We start from the raw sequence: 19,973 nt of genomic DNA on the forward strand, positions 1-19,973 counted from the left end.
GGTGTCGATCCGAGCCGCATGGACGGCATAAGGTCACAGCTGAAGTCAATCGGGCTCGAGCCCTATGATTGCCTCAATCCAGGCCTGATGGACTATGTCGCCACCTGGACGGCCAAGAGATCCGGCGCGTTGCCGGCCTAGTAGCCGCTCGACTATCATCGATCGAGCCGGGCGACATCGCCCGGCTCGATCATGTGTACGTGCGCATGTGGGTCATCGAAAATCCACTAGACTAAGTTTTATAGACCTAGACTAAGTTTTACAGACTAAGTCACGAGGCCCGCCATGCGCACCGTCAATATCCACGAGGCCAAGACGCATCTGTCTTGTCTTATCGACAGGGCGGCCAAAGGCGAATCCCTCATTATCGCCAAATCCGGCAAGCCGATGGTCAAGGTCGTTGCCATCGACGCACCTGCGGCCGGCGAAATGCGTCGCGTGGGGTTTATGGCCGGGCAGTTTTCAGTTCCGGACGATTTTGATCGCATGGCCGATGAGGAAATCGAGAAGCTGTTTGGCGGCGAGCCATGAAACTTCTGCTCGATATCCGTCTTCTGCTCTGGGCGGCGCGCGCGCCCGGAAAGCTCCCGCAAGCCGCCCTTGCTAGGCACCTGAAGTCAACTATCGCTTCAGACCACCCATGAAGGCCTTTACTCGAGCAGAGTCGACCTGGTTCCACCAGACGCCGTCGTGCTTCAGCGCGCTGGCGATGATGACCCCGTCGACAATGGCGAGGATATCCTTGGCGTTGTCCGCCGTGACCCCGCTGCCGACCAGCGTCGGCAGGCCGGCGGCCTGCTTGATCATGCGTATGTAGCCCAAATCCGCGGCGTGGCCGGTGCGCTGGCCGGTGGCGATGATGGCGTCAGCGTCGAAGAAGACCAGGTCCTTGACCAGTTCCTCCACCGGACGGTCGGCGACGATGGCGTGTGCGCCGTGCTTGACATGGGCATCGGCGAAAATGCGGATGCCGTTGGCGCGCAGCCTGGCGCGGTAGCGCGCCGCGCGGCCCGACTCGCCATCGATAAAGCCCTCATTGGCGACATAGGCGTTTGCCCATTGATTGACGCGGACGAAACCGGCGCCGACAGCGCTGGCGATCGCCAAGGCCGGGATCGCGGCGTTGGCCAGGACATTGATGCCGATCGGCCTGCCGAGCTCGCGGCGGATTCGGTCGGAGACGACCGCCATATAGGCCGCCGTCTCCGGCCCGATATCGTCAGGCTTGGCGAAGGGGATATCGCCATGGTTCTCGACGATGACGCCGTCGCAGCCGCCATCGAGATAGGCTTTGGCGTCATCGAGCCCGCGCTGGTAGATCACTTCCACGGCCTCGCCGTCATAGCGCGGCGCGCCGGGCAGCGGCGCCAGGTGAACGACGCCGATCACCACCTTGGTGCGGCCGAAAAGGTCTAGAAGCGCGTCGCCGCCGGATTGGCCGATCTGGGTCATGAGAGCTCCATTTGATCGATGAGCGCCGCCATCTCGGAGGCGGAAGGACAGGATGCCAGCGTGCCCGGCCGTGTCACGGCGATTGCGGCCGCCGCGAGCGCAAGCTCCAGCGCTGAAGTGACCGGCATGCCCCGCGCAAGCCCGCCGGTCAGGCAGCCGCAGAACACATCGCCGGCGCCGCTGGTGTCGAGCGCCTCGACCTGCGGCGCCGGCAAACGAAGCGGCTTTTCATGGCCCGGGCCAAGCACGAGACAGCCTGCGGCACCGAGCGTGATGACGACGGTGCCTGCGCCTTTGGCTACCAGCGCGCCGGCTGCTGCTGTCATGTCATCCCGGCCGGTCAGGGTTTTCGCCTCGGATTGGTTGACTACCAAAACCTCCGCTAGGCCGAGATCGGGCAGCGAGCCCGTGTCGATCGGGCTGGCGTTGAGGACGGTGCGCGCACCGTTTTCCCTTGCTGCCCCGAGGCAGGCATTGGTCGCAGCAGCCCGCAAATTGCCCTGACAGACGAGGATGTCACCGGGCGCGATCCAGCGAACAAGTGCTGTCTGCGCCACCGGGTCGAAGGCTTCGCTGCAGACGACGCCGCTGACGATGAAATTCTCTCCGCCTTTATCGACGACGATGGTCGAGCGGTCGCTCGGCAGCTCGAATTCACTCACCTCAAGGTCGGACAACTCGCTGTCGAGGCGGGTCCTGATCCACGCGCCAGCGGGGTCCTTGCCGAGCGCCGTCCAGAACGTCACCTCTGCACCAGTCCGTGCTGCTGCGACTGCCTGGTTGGCGCCCTTGCCGCCGAGCCCGTCGGCATAGCTCACGGCATTCAAGGTCTCGCCCGCGACAGGGAAGCGGCCGACGCGAAACACGGTATCGACGCAGGCATTGCCGACGACGTGGACATGCATGGTTCAGCTCTCACTGGTCGCCCAGCCCAGCATCTGTTCGAACAGGGTCTTGTAGCCTGGCCAGGCGATGAATTGCGGCGGCAGCCAATGCGGCCCGACATCGGATGTCCACGCCACGGTGCGGCCCTTGCCGTAATGGCCGGTGACAAGCAGCGGCAGCGAGCCATAGTCCGACGACACGCTGGCCAGGACCTCGGCCCCGTCCTTCAGCGTCACCTCGTTGAAGCCGAGCAGGATCGGCCAGTCCGAGCCGAGGCCCCTGAGGATGGGATGGCTCGACCCCGGCTTCGGCACGGGCGCAAAACCTTCGGGAACCTCGACACGGTCGTCGTAGGCCAGGCAGTTCACCGGCAGCACGTCCTCGACCGGGGTCTTGCGGTAGCGCGCGCCGCCATTGATGCCCTGGAAGCTGTAGTAGCCGCCGAACATCAACAGACCGCCGCCGCCGCTGACGTAATCGCGCAGCAGGCGCAGGCGGTTCGGGGTCGGCTTGGAGTGGACCCAGGTGTCGGGATGCAGCAGCAGCGTGTTGGCGCCGATGTCGGAGAGCACGACCGCGTCATAGGCCGACAGCGCTTCTATGGTCTGTGGAAAGCCGCGCTGCGCCTCATGCGCCGGCATGAAGGTGACGTCGAAGTCGGTCGTCTTCAGCGCGCCCAGCAATTCGTCCGCGCCGGTGTGGTAGGTGACGGTCGGAAACTGGTCGAAGCCCTTGATATGGGTCGCCGTCGAGACCCAGGATTCGCCGGCAAGCAGGATTTTTTTCTTGGACATTTGAACTCCCGTCGTAAGTCTGGGCTTCTTAGAACCGCGCGAACACGCTCTTCGGATTGGCGATCAGCATGCGGTCGATGGCCGCCTGCTCGACGCCGTGGCGTTTCAGGCGCGGTATGAAATGCTTCAGGATATAGCCATAGCCGAAGCCGCCGAAGCGCGTCAGCATGATCTTGAGGAACACGTCCTGCGACAACAGCAGGCGGTCGCCGAAGCCCGCCTGGACAAGGGCGGTGATGGCGCGTGCATTCTCCTCGTCGGAGGGCGATTGCGCGTCCTGGTCGGCGTAGTAATAGTCCATGCCGATCATGTCGTATTCGAGGAACGCGCCGCGCCGGGCGAGGCTTTTCTGGTAGTCGGGATCGTCGTGGCTCGGGTTCATGTGGCAGAGCACCGTATGACGAAGATCGGCGCCTTCGGCCTCGACGATATCGAGCACCTCGTGCGCCAGCCGCTCCCAGCCCGGCAGATGGATCGACAGCGGCACGCCGGTGATCCGCGAAGCGCGCGCCGAAGCGCGCAGCGACTTGCGTTCCTCGGCGGTGAAATCCTTGCTGACGCCGACCTCGCCGATCAGCCCGGCCATGATCGGCGGCTGCGTCTCGCCGCCGCCGACATCGTTGACGATGAACTCGGTCACGGCGTCGACATCCATGGTCTTCAGCCATTCGGGATGGGTGTGCTCGAGATAGAAGCCGGTGCCCATGACGATCTTCAGGCCGGACATGCGGCTGATGCGGGCGAGCTTTTCGGGGTCGCGGCCGATGCCGATATTGGTGGCGTCGACGACGGTGTGGCCGCCCAGCGCGCGATAGCGCTGCAGCTCCGACAGTGCCAGGTCGGCGTCGTCGAGCGAAACGTTGTCGCGGTTGACGTAAGGGTTCATGCGCAACTCGCCGATGATCTCGATGTTCACCGGCTGCTCGGCGATCGCCAAGTCATCGGGATGGCAGGGGCATTTCCAGCTGCGGGCGCCATCGAGCAAGATGTGCTCGTGCATCAGCGTTATGCCTAGGTCGTCGACCGGAACCGGGCCGAGCACGGTCATCACATGGCCAGTATCGACCCCGATCGCCAGCCGCTGGCCGGGCACCGCGTCATCGAAAAGACCGCTCATCGGCTCAACGGCTCCGCACGGCGCCGCGGAACAGGCGGAAGTTCAGCCAGATGGCGATCAGGATGATCGTTCCGGTGACAATCGGGGTCAGGAAAGGCGACAGATGCGCCAGGATCAGGCCGTTGCCGATGACGGCCACGGTCAGCGCGCCGAGCACCGTGCCAATGATCGTTCCACGGCCGCCGAACAGGCTGGTGCCGCCGAGCACGACGGCGGCGATTACTTCCAGCTCGAAACCCTGTCCGGCGTTCGAAGATCCCGATCCAAGGCGGGCAGCAATGATGATCCCGGCAAGGGCTGCCGCGGTGGCGGAAATCACATAGACGAAGAGCGTCGTCTGCCGGGTGTTGACGCCGGCACGCCGCACGGCCTCAGCGTTGGCGCCGATGCCGGTGACATAGCGGCCGAATGGCGTCTCGTTGAAGGCGAGATAGGCGATAGCCAGGATTGCCAGCGCGATCAGCGCCGGCACCGGCACGCCAACGAACCAGGCGCGGCCCAGCACGGTGAAAGCGCTTCCGGGCTCGATCGGGATGGAATAGCCGCCGGTGATTAGCAGCGCCACGCCACGGATCACCGAAAGCCCGGCAAGCGTGACGATGAAGGACGGGATGCCCTCATAGGCGACGAAATAGCCCTGTACCGCGCCAAGCAGGCCACCGAGCGCCAACATGGCGAGGATAACGACTGGCCACGGCAGGCCAAACTGCAAAAACGTCGCCGACAGCGTCGCCACCAGCGCCAGCACCGAGCCGACCGAAAGATCGATGCCGCCAGTGGTGATGACGAAGGTCATTGCCGCGGCGACGATCAGTAGCGGCGCCGACTGCCGCAGGATGTTCAACAGATTGGGCGATGTCAGAAAGGCGTCGGTCGCAACCGAGAAGATGATGCAAACGACCAGAAAGAACAGCGCGATCGAGACGACACTGCCATTGGCGAGCAGCGCATCGCGCCAGGTGCTCTTGTGTACTCGTGAGGGCTGGGCGGCGTGGGTCGCGTCGCTCATGCCGACGCTCCACCGCGATAGCCATTGGTGGCGGAACGCGCGCTGAACTTGCGGCCGACGATCAGATTGACCACGTCTTCGATATTGGTCTCGCCGATCAGCCGCTCGGCGACATTGCGCCCCTCATACATGACCTGGATGCGATCGCAGACGAGGAACAGGTCCTGCAGCCGATGGGTGATCAGGATGACGCTGACACCGCGTGCACTGACCGCGCGGATCAGTTCGAGCACTGCCTCGACTTCGGCCACGGCAAGCGCTGCCGTCGGCTCGTCCATGATCAGCACGGCCGGCGCGAACGAGGCGGCGCGGCCGATCGCGATCGATTGGCGCTGCCCGCCGGAGAGGTTTTCGACCTTGAGCCGTGTGTCGGCAATGACGATACCGAGCCGATCGAGCATCTGGCGCGTCTCGTCATGCATGCGCTTCTTGTCGAGAAAGGAAATACCGGCGATGCGGTGGCGCGGCTCGCGGCCGAGAAACAGATTGCCGGCGACATCGACCGTGTCGCACAGCGACAGGTCCTGGTAAACCATCTCGACGCGCGCCGCACGTGCGTCCGCCGGCGAGGTGAAGATCACCGGCTTGCCGTCGATCTCGATAGTGCCGGCGTCCGGGACCACTGCCCCCGACAGCACCTTGCTCAATGTCGACTTGCCGGCGCCATTGTCGCCGACGAGCCCCAGCACCTCGCCCGGCTTCAGCGTCAGCGACACGTCATCGAGCGTCTGGATGGCGTTGTAGCGCTTTGAGATGCCGCTCATCCGCACCCGATAGGTCTGGCCACTGCTCATCTGGGATTCCACGCGATTGCAGGCATCCGCGACGCAGCCTCAGGCGGCGCCGCGGCTCGGTCGCCGACGCAGTTTACTTGAACATCGCGCGGTATTGGTCGACATTCTTCTTGGTCACGATCGTCACCGGGATATTGATGATCGGATCGACTTTCTCGCCCTTCTTGAGCTTGCCCAGCGCTTCGACCGCGGCCTTGCCTTCGCCGGCCGGATCCTGCTGCACGACCGCCACCACCCAGCCGTCATCGATGCCCTGAACGGCCTGCTTGGTCAGATCCCAGCCGAACACCTTGACGTCGCCGGTACGGCCCTGGCTGGTCACCGCCGAAACGGCGCCGAGCAAGGCCGGCTCTCCGGTCGCATAGAGCGAGTTCATGTCCGGGTTGGCGGTCATCAGGTTTTCCGAAGCGTTCAACGCGGTCTCCTGAACGTTCTGGCCGTCGACCGTGTCGAGGAAGGTGACGGCCTGGCCGCTTTCGGTCACCGCCTTCTTGAACCCGTCGAGCCGCTGGTTCTGGATGAATGAATTGAGCGCGCCGACGATGCCGATCTTGGCCTTGCCGCCCATCTCGGTCTTGACATAGTCGGCGTAGAACTTGCCGATGTCCTCGCCGGCCTTGGTGTTGTCGACACCGATGAACGAAATAGTGTCGCCGTCGGGGATCTGCGCGTCGATGGCGATGACCGGAATGCCGGCCGCCTTGGCCGCGGTGATCGCAGGCTTGACGCCGTTGACGTCGATGGCGACCAGAATGATGCCGTCGACTTTCTGCGTGATGTAGTTCTCGATCGCGTCGTTCTGCGCGCTCGGCACATTGTTGGCGTTGAAGATGACCAGCTTGGCGCCGGCGGCGTCGGCTGCCTTTTGCGCACCCTCGTTGATCTGGTTGAAGAACAGGGCCTGCTGGTTGATGTTGACGAGAGCGAACGTATCGGCAAGCGCCGATCCCATGGCTGCCGAGCCCATGGCAATGGCGGCCGCACAGCCGGCGAGAAGTTTGAACAGACGCATTTCGGTTCCCCTTGCTTGCGGACCAGACCTCGGCTGGTCCCGTTGGTGCTACAGGCACGACGCAAACATTCAAGAGACTTGAATATTTGTCAATCCAAATGAACGCAGAGCGTCGTTCAGAAAGTCGCTGGCGTGTTGACCCAGAAAATGCTGGCGCGTTCCTCGCCGATGTTGCGGTAATGATGCGGCAGCTCGGACCTGAACACGAAGGCATCGCCAGTGGCGAGAGCATGGCTCTTGCCGTCGACGATCAGCTCGATCCGGCCTGCGAGCACATAGCCCACTTCCTCGCCGGCATGCTGGATCGGACCTTCGCTCGAGCCCTCTGCCTCAATGTGATGGATGTTGCATTGTAAGAGATGGCCAGGCGAATACGGAATGATGCGTTCGAGCGAAATTCCCTCGCCACGCCGTAGCGCGTCGAGCGCAATCAAAGGCCTTGCGCCCGCCCGGAATACGATCGCCTCGTCGTCATCGACCTGCTCGAACATCCAGCCGATGTTGGTGTCGAGAACCTCGACCAGGCGGTGAAGCATGGGCAGGGACGGCGAAGCCTTGCCGTTCTCGATCTTGGACAGCAGGCTTTCCGAGCAATTCGCAGCCGCGGCCAGCCTCTTTAGCGTCATGCCCCGTGTCTGGCGGGCGAGGCGCAGCCGAGTCCCAAGTCTCGTGGCATTTACGGTGGCGTCCGTTTCTGACTCCGGCCGCCGTCGATCGATTTTGTTCATCTGTTCGCCAACCATTCAACGGTCAAGGGCAACTATCGCGCGAGCAAAAGACCTCTGCCGACGATTTGCAAGTGCTGATGCGTCAAATTCGAGACTGCAGCCGTAGCTCCGGCATCTGGGCGAATGCTGCTCCCGCATGAACCGTGCTGATGATCTCGCCCCAGTTGTCCTATCGCTTGGCTGCCCATCGTGGTCGAAATCGCCAGCCGTTACCGCGTTGCGTCACGTGGCGAGTGGACTTGGAGCGACAATGCGGGCAAGGCGGGCCACGCAGCCAATCTACGCAACCACGGCCGTGCCGACCGGATTAAATCTGGACTGTGACCGAATTCGCGAAGTCGGCCAGAAGTCACCCGCGGCAGCGCCTATGGAGTTACGCCCCGGGGCGCGCAGGCTCTCGGTAGCGGCGGCGTGCGGAAGCGGTGTGCTGTTAATGCTTTAGAAGTATAGACACATCCACACGAGGGGCGAAGAAGCAACGCCAATACAGCTCATTGGTTACGACATATTTATTTTCGCAGATATGGTATTGCCCGTCCGGGGATTCCTGGACGCGGTCCCGTGGGATGGTGAAATTATGCGGCAAATAAGTGTAACCGCCGTCTACCCTGGATCGCACCGAAGACCGAGGAATGGCGCGGCAATCAGAACCACCGCAGCACTTGAATTTGGTCTGTGGGTCAATCTTGTCTTCGTACCAATCATGGGCGTTAGCGGCTGTTGCGGCGGCGATACACATTGCCGTGAAGATGAGCCTTCGCATGGCATTCCTCAAGTATCTGGCAGGCGCTGCTCGTTCGAGCGTCATGTATATTAGCGTTCGATTGAAAATGCCATTGGCCTCCGACCGACTAAAGCGGCTCCAGCAAGCGATGCTCGCAACTGAAAGGCCGCATCGGTTTGACATCCACTCTCGATTATCAAGACTTTGCGCGAAAGCAGGATTCGCCCTGAAAAGCGTTGTTGAACAGACGCTAGCAACCGTCGAAAGGGTCTCATGGTTATTATTCTCCTTTGATTGCGAAGGCCGGACAAGCCCAACTGCTGGCAGTCGAACACCTTTGATCTGCGTCAGACGATCGTCGGTTCACTGCCATCGTAACAGAATGGAGGAGATCGCCGTGGGCGCCATCAAGCCGTCGCGCTCCGCGACGATCGCGCCGTCCGTGACCCTGTCGCTCGGGTGCAGCACCACTCGATCGCCTGCGACCAAGCCCGACAGAACCTCTGCCGTGCTGTTGTTTCGCTGACCAATCTCGATGATGGACGCCCGTGTACGGCCGTCCCTTACCGAGAACACCGCCCAGTCGTCTCCTTGTCGGAACAGGGCAGCCACGGGCACGGTCAGGATGTCGTCGGCTTTCCAGATCGTGATATGCACGATGACGCGGTAATCATGTCCTAGTGCCGACCATTTCGCCCGAGGGTCGTTTAGGTCGATCGTCGTGCGGACCCGTTGTTCCTCGATGCCAAGGGCTGAAATCTTGGTGAAGCCCGCCGGATCGACGCGTACGACGCGGCCCTGGACTGGCGGTCCACCCCAGTTGTCGATCCAGACTGGCGCGCCTTGTTTGATGCGGACAGCGTCGGTCGACAGCAGGTCCGCGATGATTTCGAGATCGAGAGGGTCACCGATTTCGATCAGCGGAGCACCAGCCTGGACCACGCCCTCGCTCTCCTGGATGATCTTAAGGACGCTGCCGGTTACGGGGGCGCGCAACTGTATGCAGCAGGCGGGATCCAACTCCGGAGCGGGACCCGATTGTTCGCCAAGTCGCGCTGCAACGCTGTCACGCTCGTTTCGGCGGACCTCGAGTTGGGCTTTCGCACCGGCGAGCGCTGCTTCATTAGTATCGATGTCGAATTTGGCTGCGTCGAGAACCTTTAAAGAGATCGCTTCTGTGCGCGCCAGCGCCTCGGCCCGCCCAAGCTGCTTTCGCGAAAATGCAAGCGCGGCCTCGATCCGACGTATCTCGGCTGCCGCAAGGTTCACCGCCGCGTCGGCCCCAGCCAGTGCCGCCCGCAGCTCCTCATGGGTGCGTGCGTCGTGAAAGCCGGGCAGCGTCGGCTGCATCACCGCCATGACCGTTGCGTCCTTTGTAACTTGATCCCCGACGTGACGCGGCGGAGAGATCCGCAAGACCTTGCCGGCGATGGGGGCAGACACTGTATAGACGTGGCGCACGCGCGTTTTCGCCTCGTCGTCGATCGTGACCTCCATGGGACCTTTCGCCACCGTCGCGAGGTCCACAGCAATGGGCCGCGGCCATGCGAACCAGAGGGCGCCGGCCCCCAACACCGTCACAGCAGCGATCCCAAAAATTCGCTTCATCCATATTGCGCGCATCGTTCAATCTCGCGTCTTGAGAACGGCGACAAGGTCCAGCTCGTTGAGCCTTCGGCGAACGACGAGCGCGGAAAGTACTGCTGCGGCGACCACGATGGCGCTGGCGAAGACATAGGTGGATTGCTCGACGATCAGACGTACCCGCATCAGTTCGCCTGCCAGGTTCTTCTGCATGATCCAGGCAAGGCCATAGCCAATCAGCCAACCGGGCGGCTGCGCGATCAGCGTGAGCAGGGCAAGTTCGAGCAGGAGGATGCGCAATACTTCGCCCCTAGTGAAGCCGAGGACGCGCAAGCTGGCCAACTCCCGCGCCCGTTCGGAGAGCGAGATGCGGGCGCTGTTGTAGACGACGCCAAAAGCGATGACGCAAGCCAGCCCGGTGTAAATGCTGGCCATGGTCGTGATCAGCAGGGCCACCAGCTTGCGGAAATTCGCAAGCGACACTCGCTGCAAGGCCAGGCCACCGACAATCGGCATGTCCTTAATCGCAGGATAGAACGCCTCCCGACTGTTCTGGTCGAGACTGACATTGATGCTGTTTACCGACGGCGCTTCGCGCATCAGGCGCGCGAGCGTGTCTGAATCCATCATCCCGCGGATGCCGAAGTAGTCTTCCACCAGGGCTGCCACAGGCACGACAACGGTCCGCCTTGTTCCTTCCAGCAAGTCGAGCTCGACGGGATCGCCAACCCTCACTCCCAGGATACTCGCAAGCATGCTCGAAATCGCCAGGCCCCCTTCTGGCAGGCCGACTGGCCGCAGGTCGACATCAATGATGCGGTTGAGGTCGGCGTTACGCAGCCTGCCGCTGATCATGATGCGGCGCTGAACGTTGCCGTTCCTTATGCGGACAGGCACCTCGCGGTGAGGTTCGGCGACAAGGACGCCCGGAAGCCGTGCGATCTGCAGGACGACGTCGAGCGGACGTTTTTCCACGAAACTCACAGTGGCGTCCTGACGGTCGGCGAGGAAGTACGTTACATCAATCAACTCCTCCATCGCGTCGCCGGTGAAAAGCGAAACGATCAGGATGGCTGTCGCCAGCGCAATTCCAAGCGTCGTGAACAACGACCTGAGTGGATGGCGCGTGATGTTGCGCAACATCATCGTGGTCGGCTGGGAGATGAGTCTGTCGAGAGAGAAGCTCGCCGGCAGCAGTCGCCGATAGCGCGGAGGCGCCGGCGCCTGCATCGCGACGGCAGGCGCCAATCGAATGACCTCGCGAAGCGCGCGCACCGCCCCGATGATTGCGGCAACGAGACTGAGCGCGGCGGCAATGACGTAGAGGTCCAGGCTCTTGGTAAAGACGAGGAACGGAAAATGGAAGAAGTCGCCGAACAGATTGGTGATGCGCATCCCCAGCCAAGTGCCTGCTGCGCTGCCGATCACAATGCCGACCATCACGATGAGGATGACGAATTTCAGGTAGTGCGAGACGATGCTGGCGTTGTTGTATCCCAGCGCCTTCATCAGCCCGATCTGCTCGCGTTCCAGGGCAACCAGCCGGGTGAGTGTGAGATTGACCAGGAATGCCGATACCAAAAGGAAAATCGGCGGCAGCGTCCGGCTCATGTTGTTGAGCATGTCCAGTTCGTGGTTCAGCCAGGCATGCGAAGTCTGGTCCTTGCGCCCGTAGGCCGCTCGCCCGCCATAGCGCTCAAGCAGGGCATCGAGGCGCATCATGACCTCACTCTCGGACGCACCCCGCAGCAGCTTCAACGACACTGATGAGAACGCATCATCGAGGTCGAAGGCGCTGGCAAGCGCTTTTTCAGACATCCAGATGAGGCCGAAGCGGCGATCGTCCGGCATGATGTCGCCTGGTCCGACCGCATAGATGAACTCCGGAGACAGCGCGATCCCGACAATCGTCAATTCACGTTTCCGGCCATTCAATATGGCCGAGAAACGTGCCCCGGGTTGAAAGCCGTGGGACAAGGCAAAGCCTTCGTTGACGACGACCTCTTCGGCTCGCCCAGGCTCTGGCATGCGACCAACACGCATGTAGAGCAGGTTGAGCGAAGCCTCACCGATCTCCGGCAGGGAGATGACTTCACCTGTCGCCGGCTCCAGATAATCCGGTATGTCGAGCAGCACGAGCCTGGCTATTCGCGCGTCGACCGAAGCGACGCCGGGAATCTCGGCAATCCGGTCGACGAGCGTTTTTGGTGCGCGGCTCACCGAAGCAAAGACGTCGGCGAAGCGGTAGCGTTCGTAGTAGGCGGTGCGCGTCTCGTCGAGGGAACGGTAGGAACCGACGGCGAGGATAAGCGTCGCCACTCCTCCGGCTATGACCAGGGCGATGGCAAGCGCCTGCGCCCAGAGCCGCCCGAAGTCGCGAAGGAGCTTGACATCGAGCACGCGCATCCAGATCACCAGATCAGCTCGGCGGCAGTTCGGCGAACCTCGTTCTTACGGGTTCTCGAGATCTGCCCGTCGGCGAAAAACAGGACGCGGTCGGCGACGTCCTGGATGCTGGCATTGTGCGTGATGATGAGCGTTGTGGTGCCAAGCTGGGCATTGATGCCAAGCAGTGCCTCGATTACCCGGATGCCTGTCTTGGAATCCAGCGCGCCGGTCGGCTCGTCGCAGAGCAACACGTCCGGGCGCTTGGCGATCGCGCGGGCAATGGCCACACGCTGCTGCTCGCCACCGGAGAGCTGAGCCGGGAAATGGTGCATCCTGGGTTCAAGTCCGACCAGGGCGAGCGCCTCCTCCGGGCGCATCGGATGATCTGAAATCTCCGTAACCAAGGCGACATTTTCGTAAGCCGTCAGACTGGGGATCAGGTTGTAGAACTGAAACACAAACCCGACATGCTGCCGCCGATAGGCCGTCAGGCCCCGATCGTCGAGATTGGTCAGTTCCTGGCCCCTGAAGAACAACTGGCCGCTCGTGGCATGGTCAAGTCCGCCCATGATGTTGAGCAGCGTCGACTTCCCGCTGCCCGACGGTCCGAGCAGAACGACCATCTCTCCCGCCGAAATCTCAAGGTCCAGCTTACGCAGTGCAAGCACTTGCGTCTCACCCGAGGTGTAGGTTTTGGTCAGCGCTTTTGCGGTGAAGACGGTGTCAGCCATGGCCGTCGGGGATTTGAGGCATCTGTCGCGTCGCTTGCCACAGTCACCCGTCGAGGTGAGCGCGACATTGATACAAATCAAAACAGGGATCCAAAGGCCGTGACCGAGTGCCAGCTCCGGTCAACAACCAGGGAGTGAGCATCCGAGTCGCCAGAATCGGCTGGTTCTGACCCGGTATTGATTTGCCTCAAGAAGGTCGTGGACTGCTACGCTACAATGCCGCCAATTGGCGCTCGGACGCCTGTTTACTGAGCTAAGGATAAGGCAGATGAGAGCAAAGGATGTAATGACTGCAAAGGTTGTTACCGTGTCGCCTGACCACAGCATAAGACACGCCGCACGGATCATGCTCGATCATAGCATCAGCGGCATGCCTGTCGTCGATGACGACGGACGCCTGGCTGGAATTGTGAGCGAAGGTGATTTCCTGCGCAGGTCGGAACTCGGTGCCTCAGCTTTTCCGGCAGGTGAGGCGCGCGGCTATGTGAAGGGCCACAGCTGGAAAGTGGCGGATCTGATGACCTCGGATGTCATCGTGGCCGACGAGGAAACCCCGATAGCGCGAATTGTTGCGCTGATGCAGGAGCACGGCATAAAGCGCATTCCGGTGATGAAAGGACAGCGTCTGGTCGGCGTCGTCAGCCGCGCCGATCTTCTGCGCGTCGTCGTTGCGAGCAGGTCTGACGACGCTACGGCGGCAGGTGACGATGCGATCCGGCGCAGCATTCTTGCACGATTGCGAGAGGACGCAGGGGTCGAAGCAGACGCATTAACGCTTACGGTGACTGATGGCCTGGTGCATTTTTCGGGCGTGGTCAGATCGCAGAATGAACGGGATGCTGTCCGCGTGGTTGCCGAAGGCGTCAGGGGCGTCAAAGGGGTGTTCGACCATCTGTGTCTGGCGCATCCGTGAACAGCGGACGGGAACGCAGAGCGATGCGAGCGCATTCTCCCAAGACCAACAGCGTCGCGAACACCTCAGCCATGCAAGACGATCTTGCGGCCCTGCAACGGGAGACATTCGATTACTTCATCCATGAGGCGAACCCCGCCAACGGTCTCATCCGGGACAAGACCGAGGCGAATTGGCCGGCAAGCATCGCGGCCACCGGCCTTGCGCTGGCATGCTATACAGTGGGTGTCGAGCGCGGATTTATGACGCGAATTGTGGCGGCCGAGCGGACTTTGGCGACGCTGCGCTTCTTCTGGAATAGCCCACAGGGGCCGGAACCGGATGGTACCGGATATCGCGGTTTTTACTATCACTTCCTGGACATGCAGACCGGCCGGCGGGCCTGGCAATGCGAGCTGTCGACGATCGACAGCACGTTGCTGCTGGCAGGCGCGCTGGCTGCAGGGCAGTATTTCGAGAAAGACACCGAGGCCGAAGCCGAGATCCGCGGCTTAGCCGAAGCGCTCTACCACCGGGCCGACTGGCGCTGGGCACAGGATGGGGGAGACACCGTAACCCATGGCTGGACTCCTGAGCACGGGTTCCTGAAATATCGCTGGGAAGGCTACGACGAAGCGCTCTTGCTCTATGTCCTGGGACTAGGTTCGCCGACACACCCGTTGCCTCCGAGCAGCTACACTGCGTGGACCTCGACCTTCCGATGGGAGAGCTGTTACGGTTATGATTACCTCTATGCGGGACCGCTGTTCATCCACCAGCTCTCGCACGTATGGATCGACTTTCGTGGCGTGCAGGATGCCTTCATGCGCTGCAAGGGAAGCGACTATTTCGAGAACAGCCGACGCGCCACCTTCGTCCAACAGCGTTATGCCGTCGACAATCCGCGTGGATTCGAGGGTTATGGCGAACACTGCTGGGGCATCACCGCAAGCGAGGGTCCTGGTCCTTCCACGCTCAAGTTGAACGGCATCGAACGCCGGTTCGAGGGCTATGTCGGGCGCGGTGTCCCTTATGGTCCCGACGATGGCACGCTCGCCCCTTGGGCTGTCGCGGCATCCTTGCCGTTTGCTCCTGAAATCGTCCGGCCGGCGATCAGTTTCTGCATCCACCAGGCCAAGCTCAAGGCCGCAAATGCCTATGGCTTCAAGGCGGCCTTCAACCCGACGCATCCGGGGACATCCGGCAGCGCCTTTGGATGGTGGGTTTCGCCTTGGCACTTCGGCCTCAACGAGGGCCCGATTGTCCTGATGATCGAGAACGACCGCAGCGGCCTTTTGTGGCGGCTGATGCGCTCGTGCCGGTACATCCGTAGCGGCCTGCAACAGGCGGGGTTCGAGGGCGGCTGGTTGAGGGAGCTTGAACCAAGCCCGACGCCAACTGCTTGATCGGCTTGGCCGGCGGAGGAATCAACAAAGCCGTGAAACAGGGGAGCGTCGTAGTCACGACCTTTCCTTTGGCGAAGCGTTCCCGGACAATTCGGCGCTGGCCCCGGTCGGCGCTGGCCGGGGCAAGCCGCGATGACGGCGCTAACAATTAAGGCAAAACCGATCGGGCCGGCGCAATCGACTGCAGGGTGCCGTTCGGCGCATGGATCAATGGAAACAGCCTATTCGCTTGCTTCACGGCCCGACACGTCTTCAACGAGAATACGAAAGAAGACGTGCGGAGTGCTGTCTGACATGGGAGGTCCGATCGGCTTGAGGGCACCAGGCTCCCACCAGTCCGCGTGCTTGCTCAACACTGACCATGCATGACCGCGTTGAAACTCATGGCCGGTCCGATCACTCAGTTCTTCAAAGCGGCCGTCGACAATGACGCTTCTCCATCCGCGTCCTTGGTCGTGTTCCTCTACCTGGACGCAGACCAGGGGATTGGCTCTCATCCATTCGATCTTCTTGCCTAGCAAGGAAAACGCATAGAGGTGAGTGTCAGCGTAGGCGTAGTTGAAACACACGACGTAGGGCTGTCCGTCCTTCGCGCATGCCAGATGGCCGACGCGATTGGCCGCCAGCAATTTCGTGCATTCCAAACTGGAAAGTGTGCGGATCCGCATCGATGCGAACTCCTCTTTTTCACAGCTTATTTCACACCTTGGCAGCTGCACTCGCAATGACTTGGATCAAACTGCTGCGTCCGCTTGGTCGGCAGGTCTCGGCCGCGAATGCGCGCGCGCAAATGGCAGCGGCAGCTTCAAGCTTGAGATTGCGGCGAGACCCATGGCCGCGGCAGCGGCGAGGAAGGCGGCGCTTTCCAGACGGTGGGAACCGAACAGCAGGCCGGCGGCTGCGGAGCCCACTGACAGCCCGAGGCTGACCGCAGCCGACTGGATGCCGAGTTCCACACCTTGGCTTCGTGCGCTGATGCGCGACACCCAGTAGGCGAGCAGCGGGCTGATTACGCCGGCCGAAGCCGAAACAAGGGAAACTGCAAACAGCATTTCCGTGAGCCCGGCAATTGTTGGCATAACTGCCAGACCAATCGCCATCACCAGGAAGGCGGGAGCCACAAGCAGCCTCGCCGTCGCCGGTTTGACGAGCGGCGAAAAGACAAGGCCCTGGACCGCAAACATCACAACGCTGCATGTCGCGAACATGAGGCCGAGGGCGGCGGGACCCATTGCGAGTTCGACGTTTCGCAGCGTGAGCCCGACCTCGAATGCACCAAGCCCTGCCGCGGCCACGGCGGCAAGGGCGAGCAGCCGTAGCTCTCCGGGCACGAACATTGACGAGCCGTGCTTGCTCGCCTCGGCACCGGGGCTGGGCAACAGGTTTCCAGGCAGCGCAAACCACACGCCGAGCGCTGCCGCTACAGCGAGGCCGGACGCAAGAAAGAAGGGAACCGCCTGCGACAGGGCAGCCGCCATGCTCAGGTCAAGCTTCAGTTCCGCCACGAGCCCGCCGAGCGTGGGCCCGAGCAGGAAGCCTGCGATCGACGCCATGCTCATCCGGCCAAACGCTCTTGTGCGGCGATCGTCCTCGCCTTCGGTGTCGGCAATGAACGCAAGAGCCGTTGGCCCCACGGCAGCCGCGAAGCCGCCATTCAAGATCCGACCGACATAAAGAACGAGCAGACTTGGCGCCAGCGCCGAAGCGGCCAGGGTGATGGCAAAGCCGATCAGACCGACGACAAGGACGGGTCTGCGCCCGATCAAATCCGACCACTTCCCCCAGAGGAAAGCGGCGCCGACCGGCGCGGCGACATAGGCAGCGGTCAGGAAGCCAATCTGCCGCGCGTTGAATGTCGGGTCTGTGGAACCGGCAAGCCGCTCGACCATCATCGGCAGGACCGGCAAGACGATTCCGTAGCCGAGCGCAACGACAAAGGCCGAGGCGAGAAGTGCGCCCAAGGCCCACCGCGGCGTCGGCAGGCGAGCTTGCATCGACACCCTCATGCCTGTGCGCCCGCAGGGTCTTGATGAACTGCGCCTGCGGTGGTCGACGCGGCAGGACGGATGCCTTCGAGCCTGGTTCGCTTGAGCAGCAGGGCGTTGACGGCCACAAGCGCCGAACTGCCCGACATTGCCAGCGCCGCAAGCTCGGGGCTCAGCAGGAACGGGTAGAACACGCCCGCCGCGATCGGGAAGGCGATGAGATTGTATCCGACCGCCCACCACAGGTTCTGGTGCATCTTGCACAGCGTGGCGCGCGAGAGCGTCATCGCACCGACCACATCGTAGGGATCGCTCTTCATCAGCACGATGTCGGCGCTTTCAATGGCGACGTCGGTGCCCGCGCCGATAGCAAATCCGACGTCGGCCTGCGTCAGGGCTGGCGCATCGTTGACGCCATCGCCGACCATGCCGACCTTCAGGCCTTGCCCCTGCAACTCCTTGATCTTTTCTGCCTTCTGCCCTGGCAGCACGTCTGCGAGGACGATGTCGATGCCGAGCACGTCCGCGATGCGCTTGGCGGTGCCGGCGTTGTCACCGGTGAGCATGGCCACGCGAACGCCCTGGTCGTGCAATTTGGCAATCGTTGCGATGGCCGTCGGGCGCGGCGTATCTGCGATTGCGATCAGCCCGAGCAGCTTGCCGGACCGTGCGACATGGATGACGGTGCGACCTTCACCCTTGAGCCTCTCGGCCTTCTCGCCGAGTGCCAGAAGATCGATCTTCTGCTCATCCATGAGGCGCCGGTTGCCGAGGAAGACCTGGTCTCCATCGATGGCGGCACTGGCGCCCTTGCCGTCGATGTTCAGGAAACCCGAAACCTTTGGGAGTTTCAGGTCTCCGGCCCGCTCGACGATGGCGACAGCCAGCGGATGCTCCGATCCCTGATCCACGGCGGCCGCGACTTGCAGAACCTCGTCGGGCGAAATGTTGGCGGCGGAGACGATCTCGACAACCTTGGGCTGACCCATGGTGAGCGTGCCGGTTTTGTCGAAAACGATCACGTCGAGCTTGGTCGCTTCCTCGAGAGCGGCGGCATTCTTGAACAGGATCCCGTTTGCCGCGCCAAGGCCAGTGCCGACCATCACGGCCATCGGGGTGGCGAGGCCGAGCGCATCGGGACAGGCGATGACGAAGACCGTTATGGTCAAGGTCATCGCGAACAGCAGAGGCTGGCCGAGCCACCAGAACCAGACGGCGAAGGTCGCAAGCCCGATGAGGATCGCCGCGAGTACCAGCCATTGCGAGGCACGATCGGCGAGCAACTGCGCCGGTGCCTTCGAGTTCTGGGCCTCCTGGACCAGCTTCACGATCTGGGCGAGGGCGGTGTCGGCGCCCACCTTGGTGGAGCGATAGCGCAGCGTGCCACTCTTGTTGATGGTCGCCCCGATGACCTTGTCGCCGACCTTCTTGGTCACCGGCATCGACTCGCCGGTCAGCATCGATTCGTCGATGGTCGACGTACCCTCGACCACCTCGCCGTCGACGGGAAGCTTGTTGCCGGGGCGCAGGACCACGATGTCGCCGAGCACGACGTCGGCGGTCGCAACCTCGACCTCCTTGCCATCGCGCAGGACGGTGGCCATGGGCGGGGCGAGGTCGAGCAGGGCCCTGATCGCGGCCGACGCCCCGGCACGGGCGCGCATCTCCAGCCAGTGCCCGAGCAGGATGAACACGAGCAACACGCTCGCGGCCTCGTAGAACTGCTGCCCTTCGAAGAAGAAGGTCGCGCCGACGCTGAATAGATAGCCGGTGCCGACGCTCAGCACCACCAGCACGGCCATGTTGAGAACGCCGTTACGCAGGGCCCGCCAGGCGGCGACCAGGAAAGGCCAGACCGGATAGAGGATCGCGGCGCTAGCGAAGAAGAACATCGCAAGGTCTTCGCTCAGCCCGAAGGGCGGACGCAGCCAAGGTCCGCCCAGACCCATCGGCTCCATGGCGAAAATCGGCAGGGCAAAGACCAGGCTGATGAAGAACCGGTTACGTATATCCTTGACCATGCCCTGCATGTCCACGCCGGCGCCGTGTCCCATCTCTTGGGCCATGGCGTCGTGCCGCGCCTTGGCGGCAATCGGCCCATGAATCGCAGGAGCCGGCTCGATCATGGCGGCGTGCTCCCCATCGTCGTGTCTCCCATGATCGTGTTGGGCGTAATCGTGCCCGGCGTGACCGGACTCCGGGCGCGGATGCCCCGGCGGGATCGTCATGCTGTTGGGAATGCACAGGTGCCGGGGCACGATCTCACCGCGGCAATGGAAGCCGCAGGCCTGGATTTCGCGGGCAAGGGTTTCCGGGTTCGTCAGCGCTTCATCGAATTCGACGGTTGCGGTCGTGGAGCCCGCATTCATGGCGACACCGGCAACACCCGGCAACGCCGCGAGACGCTTTTCGACCGCCGCGAAATCCATCATGCCGACAAGGTCGCGCACTTCCAGATTGACCTTTTTCATC

The 19,973-nt window shown here is 62.4% G+C and carries 17 protein-coding genes and 1 pseudogene; 4 read left to right on the top strand and 14 right to left on the bottom strand.

Annotated elements, in window-relative coordinates:
- Together AC0L2P_RS11815 and AC0L2P_RS11820 are read left to right on the top strand one after the other, a co-directional pair.
- Positions 1–141: pseudogene (locus tag AC0L2P_RS11815) on the top strand (S-(hydroxymethyl)glutathione synthase); the annotation flags it as partial.
- A 144-nt stretch (positions 142–285) separates the two neighbouring features.
- The gene (locus AC0L2P_RS11820) at positions 286–531 is read left to right on the top strand and encodes a type II toxin-antitoxin system Phd/YefM family antitoxin (protein WP_473501388.1); all 246 of its coding nucleotides are present in this window, start codon (positions 286–288) and stop codon (positions 529–531) included.
- A 90-nt stretch (positions 532–621) separates the two neighbouring features.
- Here AC0L2P_RS11820 and AC0L2P_RS11825 read toward each other — a convergent pair whose 3' ends face one another.
- The 11 genes from AC0L2P_RS11825 to AC0L2P_RS11875 all read right to left on the bottom strand — a co-directional run bounded on the left by AC0L2P_RS11825 (position 622) and on the right by AC0L2P_RS11875 (position 13,218).
- Positions 622–1,452, bottom strand: coding sequence for a BtpA/SgcQ family protein (locus tag AC0L2P_RS11825; protein WP_473501389.1), 831 nt, complete (start codon positions 1,450–1,452; stop codon positions 622–624).
- Entirely contained in the window at positions 1,449–2,357 is a 909-nt protein-coding gene (locus AC0L2P_RS11830) for a ribokinase (protein ID WP_473501390.1), read from the bottom strand. Before AC0L2P_RS11830 ends, AC0L2P_RS11825 begins: the two co-directional genes overlap by 4 nt.
- A 3-nt stretch (positions 2,358–2,360) precedes the next feature.
- Complete coding sequence (locus AC0L2P_RS11835) at positions 2,361–3,131, bottom strand: glutamine amidotransferase (RefSeq protein WP_473501391.1); 771 nt, start codon at positions 3,129–3,131, stop codon at positions 2,361–2,363.
- Between the two features lie 28 nt (positions 3,132–3,159).
- Positions 3,160–4,248, bottom strand: a complete 1,089-nt coding sequence (locus AC0L2P_RS11840; protein ID WP_473501392.1) for a phosphotriesterase family protein — start codon at positions 4,246–4,248, stop codon at positions 3,160–3,162.
- A 4-nt stretch (positions 4,249–4,252) separates the two neighbouring features.
- Positions 4,253–5,257, bottom strand: coding sequence for an ABC transporter permease (locus tag AC0L2P_RS11845; RefSeq protein ID WP_473501393.1), 1,005 nt, complete (start codon positions 5,255–5,257; stop codon positions 4,253–4,255).
- A complete protein-coding gene (locus tag AC0L2P_RS11850; protein WP_473501394.1) occupies positions 5,254–6,051 on the bottom strand; it encodes an ATP-binding cassette domain-containing protein in 798 nt (265 codons plus the stop codon). Before AC0L2P_RS11850 ends, AC0L2P_RS11845 begins: the two co-directional genes overlap by 4 nt.
- A 73-nt stretch (positions 6,052–6,124) precedes the next feature.
- Entirely contained in the window at positions 6,125–7,063 is a 939-nt protein-coding gene (locus AC0L2P_RS11855; protein WP_473501395.1) for an ABC transporter substrate-binding protein, read from the bottom strand.
- A 116-nt stretch (positions 7,064–7,179) separates the two neighbouring features.
- On the bottom strand, positions 7,180–7,791 hold the full coding sequence (locus tag AC0L2P_RS11860; protein WP_473501396.1) for a cupin domain-containing protein: 612 nt from the start codon (positions 7,789–7,791) through the stop codon (positions 7,180–7,182).
- A 1,087-nt stretch (positions 7,792–8,878) separates the two neighbouring features.
- A complete protein-coding gene (locus tag AC0L2P_RS11865; protein WP_473501397.1) occupies positions 8,879–10,123 on the bottom strand; it encodes an efflux RND transporter periplasmic adaptor subunit in 1,245 nt (414 codons plus the stop codon).
- 18 nt (positions 10,124–10,141) lie between these two features.
- Positions 10,142–12,505 (bottom strand): ABC transporter permease, encoded by a 2,364-nt coding sequence (locus AC0L2P_RS11870; RefSeq protein WP_473501398.1) that lies wholly within the window; start codon positions 12,503–12,505, stop codon positions 10,142–10,144.
- 5 nt (positions 12,506–12,510) lie between these two features.
- Positions 12,511–13,218 (bottom strand): ABC transporter ATP-binding protein, encoded by a 708-nt coding sequence (locus AC0L2P_RS11875; protein ID WP_473501399.1) that lies wholly within the window; start codon positions 13,216–13,218, stop codon positions 12,511–12,513.
- A 268-nt stretch (positions 13,219–13,486) separates the two neighbouring features.
- Between AC0L2P_RS11875 and AC0L2P_RS11880 the strand changes: the two genes are divergently transcribed.
- Complete coding sequence (locus AC0L2P_RS11880) at positions 13,487–14,131, top strand: CBS domain-containing protein (protein ID WP_473501589.1); 645 nt, start codon at positions 13,487–13,489, stop codon at positions 14,129–14,131.
- 71 nt (positions 14,132–14,202) lie between these two features.
- On the top strand, positions 14,203–15,516 hold the full coding sequence (locus AC0L2P_RS11885) for a glucoamylase family protein (protein ID WP_473501400.1): 1,314 nt from the start codon (positions 14,203–14,205) through the stop codon (positions 15,514–15,516).
- 221 nt (positions 15,517–15,737) lie between these two features.
- Here the strand turns inward: AC0L2P_RS11885 and AC0L2P_RS11890 are convergent, their stop codons facing one another.
- From AC0L2P_RS11890 to AC0L2P_RS11900, 3 genes are all read right to left on the bottom strand, one after another.
- A complete protein-coding gene (locus AC0L2P_RS11890; RefSeq protein WP_473501401.1) occupies positions 15,738–16,184 on the bottom strand; it encodes a pyridoxamine 5'-phosphate oxidase family protein in 447 nt (148 codons plus the stop codon).
- A gap of 66 nt (positions 16,185–16,250) precedes the next feature.
- Positions 16,251–17,510: an MFS transporter gene (locus AC0L2P_RS11895; RefSeq protein WP_473501402.1), complete on the bottom strand. Its 1,260-nt coding sequence runs from the start codon at positions 17,508–17,510 to the stop codon at positions 16,251–16,253.
- Between the two features lie 8 nt (positions 17,511–17,518).
- Entirely contained in the window at positions 17,519–19,972 is a 2,454-nt protein-coding gene (locus AC0L2P_RS11900; RefSeq protein ID WP_473501403.1) for a heavy metal translocating P-type ATPase, read from the bottom strand.
- Position 19,973 lies beyond the last annotated feature (1 nt).

The sequence above is a fragment of the Mesorhizobium sp. WSM4836 genome (genome assembly GCF_055811815.1).